The sequence below is a fragment of the Umezawaea beigongshangensis genome (genome assembly GCF_016464305.1).
Classification (GTDB): domain Bacteria; phylum Actinomycetota; class Actinomycetes; order Mycobacteriales; family Pseudonocardiaceae; genus Umezawaea_A; species Umezawaea_A beigongshangensis.
The window spans coordinates 500,079-512,688 of sequence record NZ_JAEIOJ010000004.1 but is presented as its reverse complement, the minus strand read 5'-3'; the positions used below and the strand labels follow the sequence as shown (position 1 = coordinate 512,688).

The 12,610-nt window shown below is 73.6% G+C and carries 9 protein-coding genes and 1 CRISPR repeat array (1 of these 10 running past the window's edge); of the genes, 4 read left to right on the top strand and 5 right to left on the bottom strand.

The window, feature by feature from the left end; all coding sequences use genetic code 11:
• Positions 1-124 precede the first annotated feature (124 nt).
• Positions 125-661, top strand: a complete 537-nt coding sequence (locus tag IMZ35_RS14075; protein ID WP_199441460.1) for a hypothetical protein — start codon at positions 125-127, stop codon at positions 659-661.
• Here the strand turns inward: IMZ35_RS14075 and IMZ35_RS14070 are convergent.
• Positions 610-1,485: a helix-turn-helix domain-containing protein gene (locus tag IMZ35_RS14070; protein WP_199441459.1), complete on the bottom strand. Its 876-nt coding sequence runs from the start codon at positions 1,483-1,485 to the stop codon at positions 610-612. The two genes, IMZ35_RS14075 and IMZ35_RS14070, sit on opposite strands and share 52 nt — an antisense overlap.
• Positions 1,486-1,674: 189 nt before the next feature.
• Positions 1,675-2,424 carry an SDR family NAD(P)-dependent oxidoreductase gene (locus IMZ35_RS14065; RefSeq protein ID WP_199441458.1) on the bottom strand — a complete coding sequence of 250 codons (750 nt, stop codon included), beginning with the start codon at positions 2,422-2,424 and terminating at the stop codon, positions 1,675-1,677.
• Between the two features lie 92 nt (positions 2,425-2,516).
• Between IMZ35_RS14065 and IMZ35_RS14060 the strand changes: the two genes are divergently transcribed.
• Positions 2,517-3,125 carry a TetR/AcrR family transcriptional regulator gene (locus tag IMZ35_RS14060; RefSeq protein WP_199441457.1) on the top strand — a complete coding sequence of 203 codons (609 nt, stop codon included), beginning with the start codon at positions 2,517-2,519 and terminating at the stop codon, positions 3,123-3,125.
• A 76-nt stretch (positions 3,126-3,201) separates the two neighbouring features.
• Here the strand turns inward: IMZ35_RS14060 and IMZ35_RS14055 are convergent, their stop codons facing one another.
• Positions 3,202-4,089 carry an oxidoreductase gene (locus tag IMZ35_RS14055; RefSeq protein WP_199441456.1) on the bottom strand — a complete coding sequence of 296 codons (888 nt, stop codon included), beginning with the start codon at positions 4,087-4,089 and terminating at the stop codon, positions 3,202-3,204.
• A gap of 173 nt (positions 4,090-4,262) precedes the next feature.
• Here IMZ35_RS14055 and IMZ35_RS14050 point away from each other — a divergent pair, with 173 nt between their 5' ends.
• Positions 4,263-5,135 carry a helix-turn-helix transcriptional regulator gene (locus IMZ35_RS14050; RefSeq protein ID WP_199441571.1) on the top strand — a complete coding sequence of 291 codons (873 nt, stop codon included), beginning with the start codon at positions 4,263-4,265 and terminating at the stop codon, positions 5,133-5,135.
• Here IMZ35_RS14050 and IMZ35_RS14045 read toward each other — a convergent pair whose 3' ends face one another.
• A complete protein-coding gene (locus IMZ35_RS14045) occupies positions 5,136-8,396 on the bottom strand; it encodes an ATP-dependent helicase (RefSeq protein WP_199441455.1) in 3,261 nt (1,086 codons plus the stop codon).
• A complete protein-coding gene (locus tag IMZ35_RS14040) occupies positions 8,393-11,584 on the bottom strand; it encodes an ATP-dependent helicase (RefSeq protein WP_438816869.1) in 3,192 nt (1,063 codons plus the stop codon). Before IMZ35_RS14040 ends, IMZ35_RS14045 begins: the two co-directional genes overlap by 4 nt.
• 222 nt (positions 11,585-11,806) lie before the next feature.
• Here IMZ35_RS14040 and IMZ35_RS14035 point away from each other — a divergent pair, with 222 nt between their 5' ends.
• The gene (locus IMZ35_RS14035) at positions 11,807-12,133 is read left to right on the top strand and encodes an MGMT family protein (RefSeq protein WP_199441454.1); all 327 of its coding nucleotides are present in this window, start codon (positions 11,807-11,809) and stop codon (positions 12,131-12,133) included.
• Positions 12,134-12,238: 105 nt separating this feature from the next.
• Positions 12,239-12,610: a CRISPR direct-repeat array (repeat unit 28 nt; unit sequence GTCTTCCCCGCGCGAGCGGGGGTGGTCC); it runs 510 nt beyond the window's last position.

Below are 12,610 nucleotides of genomic sequence, written 5' to 3'. Positions count from 1 at the left end.
GAGCACTCCCACACGAACTCCCGCTGCCGGGTCTCGTGTGGTGTGATCACGCTCGGCGTTCGCCGTGCCACTCTGCGGCGAACAGACCCTGTCCTTGAATCTGCAACCACCATAGGATGCGCGAGTGCAACCGCTCCTCCAGCCCGCCGCGACGGCGCTAGGTTGGCGCGGCACGGTCGTTCCCGACGTCACCGTGCTCGGCCAGCAGGTCTCCGCGGTCGTGCGGCTCCGTGCCGACGTGCACGAGTGGCGCGTCGCCAACGGCTGGCCGCCGGGTGCCGACCCGTCCTGGTTCCGCTCGTGGTTCGAGCCCTCCACCCACGACAGACTGCCCGTGGCCGCCGTCGAACTGGTCGGCGTGCTCGTCGGCGAGTCCACCGTGGACACGGCGCTGCAGTCCTGCGGGACGCTCATGACGCTCGCCCCGTGCGTCGTCGTGCTGCCCGCGTCCCAGAGCGGCCAGTCGTGGTCGATGATCGAGCTGGACTACTACGGCATCGGCGTGGTCTCCGTGGACGAGGTGAGCGGCGCGGAGCTGCTCGTGCCCCCGGAGGACCGCTCGACCGAGTTCGGCCCGTCCCTGTTCGGTCGCTGGCTGCTGGAGGTCCTCTACGAGCGCGTGCTCAAGGAGGTCCCGGACGAGGCCCGCGTCCTGGCCTGATCACCGCTCGCGCACGACGCGCCGTACTCGTCGGCCAGCGCGGACACGAACGCCCGCGAGTCCTCCACGTCCAGCGCGCACTCCGCCAGTTCGCCGATCGCCTCCACGCACGCCTCGACGACCACCGCGTCCTCCAGGTAGACGCTCGCCCACCACGCTTCCCCGTACACGACGGGCCGGTCTTCGGCGTACTCCCGCAGGACGAAGTCCCCGTGGGCGAGCCCGGAGTGGACGACCTCGCCGACAGGCACGATCCGGACGACAGCGGGCGTGAACAGCAGCGCCATCAGCTGGTCGTGCATCACAGCTGGTCCGCCGACGGGTCGGCGCAGAACCTGCTCGTCCACGAAGAAGGTGATGTCGGGACGGTCGGAACGGCGGAGCAACTGCTGGCGGCGCAGCCGGTGCTCCACTCCGCTCCGGACGACGTGCTCCATGTAGCCGTGGGACTGGAGCAAGCCGGGCACGAACCGCGAGCAGTAACCGGTGATGGCCACTGCTCGCGCCTCCTCGTGGATGAACCGGCTCGGGCTGTTCGGCGGCCGGAGGCCCATCACGTCCAGCCACGCGCCCCGGCTCGTCTCGCGGTTGAGGGCGAGCAGCCGGTGCAGCTCGTCGCCGACGACGCCGCAGCTGTTCAGGTAGACCGCGACGTCGACGTCCGACGTGCCCCGCTCGCCGCTCTCCAGCTTGTTGATCTTCGCTGGTGACCAGCCGAGCATCGCGGCGAGCCGGGTGGCCCGAAGATCGGCGGCCTTGCGCTTGGCCCGCAGCTCGTCACCGAACTGACGGCTGCGTGCCGTGGAATCCCGACGCGGGTGCATGGCCCGGCACGCTAGCGGCGACGCTGGGCCGGACGGCTCAGTCACACGGCCAAGACACCCGAAGTGACCACGGGGCACCAAATTTGGCCAACGGTCCCGCCTGACCGCTCACGCCGCAGAGCCGCGACCGGGCGCGTTCGGGCACGGGAACTCCCGGTGGAGCGACGCCCCACCGGGAGTCTCCAGCGCTCAGAACTGCGTCTCGCCACCGTCGACGACCAGGTCCGCGCCGAGGAAGAAGCTGCTCTCCTCGGACGCGAGGAAGGCCACCACGTTGGCGATCTCCTCCGAGCGGCCGATCCGGCCGAGCGGAATGGCCTCGACGAACTTCGCCTTGACGGCCTCCACCTCCTCCTTCGCGACCATGCCGTCGAGCGCGGGGGTGTCGATCGCGCCGGGGGAGATGACGTTGACCCGGACGTTCCGGTCCTTGAGCTCGTTGGCCCAGGTCCGGGCGAAGGACCGGATCGCCGCCTTGGAGGCCGAGTACACGCCGAACGCCGCGACGCCGTCACCGGCGCGCACCGAGGAGGTCAGGATCACCGAAGCGCCGTCGTTGAGCAGCGGCAGCGCCTTCTGCACGGTGAACAGCGTGCCCCGGACGTTGACGCGGAAGGTCTGGTCGAAGTGCTCCTCGGTGACCTGCTCCAGCGTCACGAACGACGCGGTGGCGGCGTTGGCGAACAGCACGTCCAAGCCCCGCCCCCTGGCGCGGACCGCCTCGTAGAGCCGGTCCAGGTCGGCGAGGTCCGAGATGTCGCCCTCCACGGCGGTCACCGACGACGCGCCGATGCTCTCCACCGCCGCGTCGAGCACGGACCTCCGGCGACCCGTGATGAACACGTGCGCGCCCTCGGCCGCCAGCCGCGTGGCCGCGGCCAGGCCGATGCCCGTTCCACCACCGGTGACGACGGCGGTCTTGCCTTCCAGCTGCCCCATGACCCACCTCTGCAAATATTCGTACCGATTGGTACTGAAATCAACCGTAGCACTTCCGTACCGTCCGGTGCAGGAGGGGTAGGATGGGGCTCGTGCAGACCCAGCGGAAGTCACCGATCGGTCGGCCACGCGGTTTCGACGCCGACGAAGCGCTCGACCGAGCGATGCGGGTGTTCTGGGCCCAGGGCTACGAGGGCGCCAGCCTCACCGACCTGACCAGCGCCATGGGCATCACCCGCACCAGCATGTACGCCGCCTTCGGCAACAAGGAAGAGCTGTTCCTCAAGGCACTGGAGCGCTACTCCGAAGGCCCCGCCTCGTACGTCCCCCGCGCCCTGGAGGAGCCGACCGCGCGAGAGGTGGCCACCGCGTTCCTCGCCGGTTCCGTCCGGGCCACCACCCTCCCCGACTGCCCCACCGGGTGCTTCGGCGTCCAGGGCTCCCTGGCTGCGGGCGAGTCCGGCCGCAGCGCCAGGGACACGTTGGCGGCCTGGCGCGACAGCGGCGTCTCACTCCTGCGGACGCGGTTCCAGCGGGCCGCCGACGAGGGCGACCTGCCCGCGGGAACCGATCCCGGTCTGCTCGCCCGGTACCTCATGACCGTGGCCAACGGCATCGCCGTCCAGGCCGCGGGCGGCGCGGCCGCCGACGAGCTCCACCTGGTGGCCGACATGGCCCTGCGGCACTGGCCGCCGGCCTGATCATCCGCTCCGTCCCGGCGTCGGAGCCGTTCACACCCCGGTCGGCCGCTGTCCCGCGAGAGCCTCGACTTCGCCGTCAGCCACCCGCGGTGACGGCGAAGTCGACGCCGGTGATGGCGGCGGTGGCGGACCACAGCTCGGCCGCTGTCCTGGCGTTGCGGGCGCGGCGCGAGGGCTTGCGCACCGCGGGGTGCCCCTTGACGCTCGCGAACCCGTCCGGCCCGACGTAGGAACCGCCCGGGACGTCCCCGGTCGCGGCGTAGAGGGTGGGCAGCGCGCCGTGCTCGACGTCGTTGAGCAGCGGGGCGAGGTTGTTGATCCGGCCCGACAGACCGCCGGCGTGGCTGGCCAGCGTGGTGGTCGCGATGCCGGGGTGGGCGAGGACGGATCGCACCGGGCTGCCGATCGCCTCCAGCTTCCGCTGGAGTTCGAGGCCGAACAGGGCCAGGTCGAGCTTGGAGTCGGCGTAGGCGCCCAGCTTCCGGTACCTGCGCTTGTGCCAGTCGAGGTCATCGGCGCGGGCACGGCCGATCCGGTGGAGCTGGGAGGACAGCGTGACCACCCTGTCGGTGATGTGGGGCAGCAGGAGGTTGGTCAGCGCGTGCGGGCCGAAGTAGTTGGTCGCCATCTGCAACTCGTGGCCCTCGCCGGTCCGCGACAGCGGAACCAGCATGATCCCGGCGTTGTTGATCAGGACGTCGAGCCGGCCCGTCCAGGCTCCGGCGAACGCGCGCACCGAGGCGAGGCTGGAGACGTCCAGCCGGCGGACCTCGGTGTCACCCGCGATGGTGCGCGCGACCTCGGCGCCCTTGGCCTCGTCGCGCACCGCCATCACGACGTGCGCGCCGGCCCGTGCCAGCTCGCGGGTGGTCGCCAGCCCCAGACCGGCGGTCGCGCCGGTCACGACGAACGTCGTGCCCGACAGGTCGGGGAGATCCGCCGCTGTCCACTTCTGAGTGCTCATCTGCTCGTCGCTCCGTGCTCGTGTCCGTTGTCGGTTCCAGCAACGCTAGGGAGGTGCCGAGTGCGGAGGCAGTGCCCGATCCACCACTGACAACCGGTCAGTGGCTGACCACCACGGGCGGGCGCAGACTGGAGCCCTCGGACCGGAGCGGATGACGGAGCGCCATGAGCACGATGGACAGAGCTGGGTTCGCCGACTTCTTGCGCACCCGCCGGGAAGTGATCCAGCCCGAGGCCGTCGGGCTGCCGCGGGGCCGCCGCCGTCGCACGGCCGGGCTGCGCCGCGAGGAGGTCGCCGCGCTGGCGGACATGTCGACCGACTACTACGCCCGGATGGAGCGTGGGCAGAGCCCGCGACCGTCGGAGCAGGTGGTCGCCGCGCTCGCCCGCGGCCTGCGGCTCTCGCTGGAGGAGCGCGACCACCTCTTCCGGCTCGCCGGGTACGGCGAGCCGGGGCGCACGCAGCGCGGCGACCACGTCGACGTCGGGCTGATGCGGGTGATGGCCCGGCTCGACGACACGCCCGCGCAGATCATCGGCGCACTGGGTGAAACGCTGGTGCAGACCCGGCTCGCGGTCGCGCTGCTCGGCGATCACACCCGGTACGAGGGACTCGCCCGCAGCGCGATCTACCGCTGGTTCACCGACCCGGCCGAACGGCGTGTCTACCCCGAGGCCGACCACCGGATGCACTCGCGCATCCTGGCCTCACGGCTGCGCGCGGTCCTCGCCCGCGGCCGGTACCCCCGCGCCGCCGAGATCGTCGCGGCGCTCGACGCGGCCAGTCCCGAGTTCGTCCGGGTGTGGGGCGACCACGAGGTGGGCCTGCGCCACAGCGAGCAGAAGCGGCTGGTCCATCCCGAACTCGGTGAACTCGAACTGCACTGCCAGACCCTTCTGGACCCGGGCCAGGACCAGTCGCTGCTGGTGTTCACCGCCGTCCCGGGGAGCGAGAGCCACGAGAAGCTCGAACTCCTCTCGGTCATCGGCACCCAGGAGCTGGGCACCAGGGAGTTCGGCACCGCCGCCCACGACCCGGTCCGCTGATCAGGACGGCACGGGGACCGTGCGGATCAGGGCGCGCAGCCCAGCCGCGTCCAGCAGGTCCGCCGGGCGCAGCGTGTGGCCGGGGCGCACGTAGTGGAACGCGGCGCGCACCTTCTCCACCGGCACGTCCGCCAGGGACGCCCACGCCAGCCGGTAGGCGGCGAGCTGCACGGACAGCGTCGGCAGGCGGTCCTCCCCCGGCACGGCCCCGGTCTTCCAGTCCACGACGGTGAAACCGCCGTCGGGGTCGGCGAACACGGCGTCCATCCGGCCGCGCACGGCGACGCCGTCGATCTCCGTCTCGAACGACACCTCCACGTCGTGCGGCGTGCGCGTGCCCCACTCGCTCGCGAGGAACGCGGTCTGCAGGTCGTCCAGCTCCGCGTCGGGCGCCGCGCCCTCGTCGGCCGCGCCGGGCAGTTCGTCCAGGTCGAGCAGGCGGCTGGCCCCGAAGCGCCGCTCCAGCCACGTGTGGAACGCCGTGCCGCGCCGCGCGAGCGGGTTCGGCGGGAAGGGCAGCGGCCGGCGCAGCCGCCGGGCCAGCGAGTCGGGGTCGGCGGCCAGTTCCACGAGCTGGCTCACCGACAGGTGCTCGGGCAGCTCGACCCGCTCGCGGCGGTTCGCGGCGGCGGCCCGCTCGGCGAGCAGCACGTCCACGTCGCGCGCCCAGCCCTCGGGGTCCTCGGGCGGGTCCGGGGACTCCACGGGTTCCGCCTCCAGCGCCCGCAGCACGAGTTCGGCTCCCTCCGCGACGGCGTCGCGGCGGGAGCCCAGCGGGTCGGCCGGCCACTGCGCCGTCCTGGTCTCCGCCGCCAGCGGGTTGGGCTCCTCCTCCGGCGGCCGGTCCGCCCAGTGCACGACCACGCCGGGCGCGTCCTCCCCCGACAGCAGCTCGTGCAGCTCCAGCAGGAACACCGACGGCCCCTTGGGCTTCTCGCCCTTCTCCGCCCACCAGTGCCCGGACAGCAGCAGCACGCGCTCGGAGCGGGTCACCCCCACGTACAGCAGCCGCCGCTCCTCCACGAGCCGCCGCTCCTCGAAGTCGTCGCCGTGCTCCGCGAGCGCCTCCTCCACCTCCTTGCGGTTGCCGCCCACGGGGATGCGCAGCACCGGCAGGTCGGCGGCGTCGCCGCGCAGCGGCGCGGGGAGCTGGGGCGCGGACCTCAGCCAGCTCGACGACTTGCGGCGGCCGGGGAACACGTCGCGCACGAGGTGCGGCAGCGCCACGATCTCCCACTCCAGGCCCTTGGCGGAGTGCACGGTGAGGATCTGCACGCGGTCCTCCGCGACCTCCACCTCACCGGGTTCGAGTCCGTCCTCGGCGTGCTCCGCGGTGTAGAGGTAGTCCAGCAGGGACGGCAGGGTCGCCGACGGGCTGGCGGCGGCGTAGTCGGCGACGACGTCGGCGAAGGCGTTCAGGTGCGCCCGGCCGATCGCTCCCGGCCTGGCCATCGCCTCGATGTCGAGCAGCAGCGTGCGCTCGACGTCGGCCACCAGCTCGGGCAGCGGCTGGTCGAGCCTGCGGCGCAGCGCGGCCAGCTCGCCGCCGAGCCTGCGGATGCGCCGGTACCCCTCGGAGGAGTACGCCTTCGGGTCGCCGGGGTCGTCCAGCGCGTCGGCCAGCCCGGCCTGCTCGGCGTGCTCACCGGGCAGCGCGTCGGCGAACACCGCCAGGGGGTCGTCCACGACGGCCTGCCGGTCCGGGGCTCCGGCCAGGGAGCGGGCGCGCTCCCACAGGGCGCGCAGGTCGGCGGCGGCGACGCGCCAGCGCGACCCGGTGAGCAGCCGGGCGGCGGCGGTGCCCGCGAGCGGGTCCACGAGCACGCGCAGGGCGCTGGTCAGGTCCCGCACCTCGGGCTCGTCCAGCAGGCCGCCGAGGCCGACGACCTCCACGGGCAGGTGCCGCTCCCGCAGCGCGGCGGCGATGGCGGCCATGTCCGCGCGGCGGCGCACCAGCACGGCGGCGGTCGGCGGGGCGCCGTTCACCTCCAGGGCGTGGTCCCACTGCGCGGCGAGGGCGTCGGCGAGCCAGTCCAGCTCGGAGCGCACGTCCGGCAGCAGCGCGCAGCGCACGTCCCCCTCCGGTGCGCCGTCGCGGGCGCGCAGCTCGTCGACCTCCAGTCCGGCGGCGCGCAGCGGCTCGGACACGGCGTTGGCCAGCGTCAGCACCTCGGGCGGGTTGCGGAAGCTCGTGAGCAGGCCGTAGCGCCGCGACGGGACGGGGTCCCCGGCGGTGTCGACGGCGCGGGGGAAGTCCTCCCGGAAGCGCGGCAGGTTCGCGGCGCTCGCCCCGCGCCACCCGTAGATCGCCTGCGCCGGGTCGCCCACGGACGTGACGGCCATCGGCTCGCCCCGCCCGAACAGCGACCGCAGCAGCACGCGCTGCGCGTGACCGGTGTCCTGGTACTCGTCCAGCAGCACCGCGCCGTAGCGGTCGCGCTCGCCCTCCACGACCTCCGGGTGCTCGCTGGCCAGCCGCGCGGCGAGGCTCATCTGGTCGGCGAAGTCCATCGCGGCCTCGCGCCGCTTGCGCACGCCGTACGCCTCCAGCAGCGGGAGCAGCGCCACCCGCAGCCGCTGGGCGTCGACGACCTCCTTGAGCTTCTCCGGCAGGGCGTCGCGCTGGCGCGGGGTCCTCGGCGCGGACTCGACGGCGTGGATCAGCCACTCGGCGTGCTCGCGGACGTCCGCCGGGTCCACGAGGTGCTCCCCCAGCTCACCGGCGAGCGCCAGCAGGTGACCGGTGACGGTCGCGGGCACCTTGTCGGTGTCGAGGTCCTCGGCCCAGGTCGACACGACGCGGTGGGCGAGCTGCCACGACGCGGTCCCGGTCAGCAGCCGCACGCCCGGTTCCACCGGCAGCCGCAGACCGTGCTCGCCGACGAGGCGACCCGCGTAGGCGTGGTAGGTGAGCACGACGGGCTCGGTGGTGAGCACGGCGGCACGGCGCTCGCCGCTGGGGTCGAGGTCGTCCAGCAGCCGCGAGCCGCCGAGCCTGCGCAGGCGCAGCCGCACGCGTTCGGCGAGCTGCCGGGCCGCCTTGCGGGTGAACGTCAGGCCCAGCACCTGATCGGGCAGGACGAGACCGTTGGCCACGAGCCACACGACGCGCGCGGCCATCGTCTCCGTCTTGCCCGCTCCCGCGCCCGCGACCACCAGGGCGGGTTCGGTGGGCGCGGCGACCACCGCCGCCTGCTCGTCCGTCGGCCTCGGCAGTCCCAGCGCCGACGCGACGACGTGGGGGCTGACGAGTTCGGTCATTGCCCGACCTGTCTACCCGACGGGTGGATCGGGCACGACGTGCGGGCGGGACAGCGGGTGCAGTCGGAGTTCTCGTTCGCCCTGTAGACGGGACCGACGCTGGAGCCGCCGGCCTCCTGGACCGCCTCCAGCCAGGTGCGGACGCCCTGCTCGTCGAGCGGGGCCTGCGACCGCTCGACGGCACCGGTCTTCTTGTCCTCGCGCGCCACGTACAGCAGGCGCGCGCCACCGGGCTCGGTGCCCAGGCCGATGTGGGTGAAGCCGCCCAGCGCCGACGCGAGCTGGTACACGGCGAGCTGCGGGTGCTCCTCCCCCTCCTGCCTGGTCACGGGGTTCTTGCTGGTCTTGATGTCGACGACGACGGGCCGCCCGTCCTCGTCGGATTCGAGCCGGTCGACCCGGCCGCGCACGCGCAGCCACGGGCCGTCCTCCGCCCGCGGCACGTCGACCTCGATCTCGTGCTCGACGGCGACCTGCTTGAGCTGGTCGCGACTGCTGGTGAGCCAGTCGAGGAACGTGTCGAGCATCCGCTCCACGCGCATCCGCTCGCGCCGGGAGAACCAGGGCGCACCCGCGTCGACCGCCACCCAGGCGGCGTCCAGCTCGGCGCGCAGCCGATCGGCGTCCGCCCCGCTGGCCGCCGCCTGGGCCAGGGCGTGCACGAGGGTGCCGGTGATGGAGGACAGCTCAGCCGGGTCCTGGCCGCCGTGACGCTCCACCACCCACCGCAGCGGGCACGTCGCGAGGACCTCGATCGTCGACGGGGACACGGTGACCTGCTGCTCCGGCGTGAACAGCGGGCTGCGCGCCGACACGTCGGGCAGGCCGTACCAGGAGTCGGGGTGCGCGCCGGGCACCCCGGCCCCGGCGAGCCGGGCGAGCTGCGCGGCGGCCCGCTCGCGCTTGCCGGGCAGCACGTCCGGGTCGCACACCACGCGGCGCAGCTCGCCGACCAGCTCGGCCAGCACGAGACCGCGCTCCGGCGTGAACACGGGCCGTTCGACCAGATCGGGGTCCAGGTCGTGCACGTCGACCTCGTCGAGGAACCGCGACGGCTGCTCGTCGTCCCCGCGCACGGCGCTGACCAGCAGGGTCCGCCGCGCCCGGCTCGCGGCCACGAGCAGCAGCCGCCGCTCCTCGGCCAGCAGCGGCGCGGTGGCCGACACGCGGTCGGCGGGGTCGAGACCGGCGAGGACGTCGATCATCCGCTCCACGCCGAACAGCGAGCCGCGCAACCGCAGGTCCGGCCAGCTGCCCTCCTGCACGCCGGGCACGGCGACGACGGCCCACTCCCGCCCGGCGGAGGCGTGCGCGGTGAGCACGGCCACGGCCTCGCCCACCGGCGCGGAGGGGGCGAGCGTGTCGCCGACGATCTGCTGCGCCATCAGGTAGTCGGCGAACCCGCCGACGCCGGAGCCGGGCAGCCGGTCGACGTACTTCGCCGCCGACTCGAACAGGCCCACGATCGCGTCCAGGTCCCGGTCGGCCTGCATCCCGGCGGTGCCGCGCCGCCCGGCCTGCGCCACCCAGCGCGACTCCAGGCCGCTGTCCTGCCACACCTCCCACAGCACCTGCTCGACGCTGCGCCCGCGGGCCACGGCGTCGCGCGCGGTGCGCAGCAGTCCGGCGACGCGCCGCGCGGGCAGCGACTCGGAGTCCTCCAGGGCCGCGAGCCGGTCGGCGGAGCGGACGACCTCGACGAGCAGCTCGCCGCTGGACCGGTCGCGGCCGGCGGCCATCTCCAGCCTGCGCAGGCCGCGCCGCAGCCGCCGCAGGGCCAGCGGGTCGGCGCCGCCCAGCGCCGAGGACAGCAGCATCGTGGCGGTGTCCTCGTCCAGCGCGGCCGGGTCGGCGGCGCAGCGCAGGATCGCGAGCAGGGGGCGCACCGCGGGCTGCTGGGCCAGCGGCAGGTCGTCGGCGGGCACCGCCAGCGGCACGCCCGCCGCGAGCAGCGCCCGCTGGAGCACCGGCAGCGCCTGCGTGGTGGAGCGGACGATCACGGCCATGTCCGACCACGGCACCTCGTCCACGAGGTGCGCGCGACGCAGCTGGTCGGCGACCCACGACGCCTCCTGCGCGACCGAGGCGAGCAGCCTGACCTGCACGGACCCCTTCACGTCCGGACTGTCCAGCTCGCGGGTGACCGACGCGCCGGGCAGCCGGGCCGACAGACCGCGCACGGCCGCGCGGATCTCGGGGGCCATCCGGTGCCCGAGGCCCAGCACGGCCGTGCGGTCACCGGCCGGATCGGCGTTCGTCAGGATCGTCGGATCGGCGCCCCGGAACGAGAAGATCGCCTGATCGGGGTCGCCCGCGACGAGGAACTGCTCCGCCGCGTCCCCCAGTTCGCGGATCAGCAGCCACTGCTGCGGGTCGAGGTGCTGCGCGTCGTCCACCAGCAGGTGACGCACGCGGAACTGCTCGCGCGCGAGCAGCTCGTCGTCGTGGTGGAACGCGAGCCGGGCGCTGCCCACCAGCTCGGCGGCGTCCAGCGGGGCGGCGAACTCACCGGCGGCGTCGGCGGCCGACAGCAGCAGCACCTGCTCGTAGACCTCCCCGAAGCGCCCGGCGGCCGCCCACTCCTGGCGGTCGTGCTTCTGGCCCAGCTCGATCAGGTCCTCGGGCCCCAGGCCGCGTTCGGTGGCGCGCAGCAGCAGGTCGCGCACCTCGTGGGCGAATCCGGGCAGCGGGATCGCGGGCCGCAGCCGCTCCGGCCAGGACAGCGCGCCGTCCTCCACGTCACCGGCGAGCAGCTCGCGGACCACGGTGTCCTGCTCGGGGCCGGACAGCAGCCGGGGGGCGGGGTCGCCGTCGCGGGCGGCCCGCGCGCGCAGCACGGCGAACGCGTAGGAGTGCACGGTCCGCACGAGCGGCTCGCGCGAGGTCCGCAGAGCCGGTTCCTCCGGCGCGGCGGCGGTGAGCAGCCGGGTGATGTGCGCGCGCACGGCCTCCGCCGCTCGCCGGTTCGACGTCAGGACCAGCACGTTCTCCGGGTCGACGCCCCCGCGCAGCACCCGGTCCGCCGCGATCTCGGCCAGCAGCGTGGTCTTGCCCGAGCCCGGACCGCCGAGAATCCGCAGGAAACCGCCGGTGTGGTCGAGCGCCCGCCGGGCAGCGGGTTCCCAGAGCAGCCGGGGCCGCTCACGAGGCGCCCGGCGCACCAGCAGGGGCGCGGATGTCGAAACCACGGGAGGGATCGAACCACGTTGCCCCGACAGGCTCCGCCCCCACCCGCCGTACGCAGCAACCCGATCTTGCCAGGTCACCCACCCGCGTCACCGCCCCCACACGGCTCCGCGCCACGAAGGGGTGGCACAGCTCCAGACCCCTTCGATCCACCGTGGACGTGCAGGGCCGTTCTGCGTCGTGTGAAGCTGACGAGGCCACCCGAGACTGGTTAGCTGACGCGTGTGGACGAGGTACTGCACGAGAAGATCCGCGACACCGTGAAGGCCGTCCCGCGCGGACGCGTGGCGACCTACGGCGACATAGCCGACATCGCGAGAGCCCCCTCGGCGAGACTGGTCGGCACCGTGCTCAACCAGGACGGCCACGACCTCCCGTGGCAGCGCATCCTGAAGGCCAACGGCACGTTCGCCCCGCACATCGCCGACGAGCAGGCCCAGTTGCTGCGCGGCGAGGGAGTGACGGTGGTGGACGGCAAGGTCGACCTGCGCGTCTACCGCTGGGAGGACGCCGTGAAGGAAGCCCCACCGGAGGAACCCGGCCTGTGGTGACGGCGGTCGCGGTTCACCCGCGCAGGCGCCAGAGCGGTGCTGCCGAGCGGCGTCAAACCCATGCTGAATCGTTGGTAGGCTACGCAAAACGCCAGGTCAGTTAGTGTCTTCCCCGCGCGAGCGGGGGTGGTCCCATCTGGAGTCGCCGATACTGTTCTTGCAGGTCGTCTTCCCCGCGCGAGCGGGGGTGGTCCCGCAGGCAGCAGCGGGTTACCGAGGATGTTCTCGTCTTCCCCGCGCGAGCGGGGGTGGTCCCACCGTCGAACGGCTGAGCCGGAGCGGGAAGAAGTCTTCCCCGCGCGAGCGGGGGTGGTCCGTCGGGGGCGGCGTTGGTGAGCAGGAAGTCGCCGTCTTCCCCGCGCGAGCGGGGGTGGTCCCGTCGTGATCGGCTTTTTCGATCCCGAGCGCACGTCTTCCCCGCGCGAGCGGGGGTGGTCCGTTCGGGTGGGCGGTCGACCACATCGACGAGATGTCTTC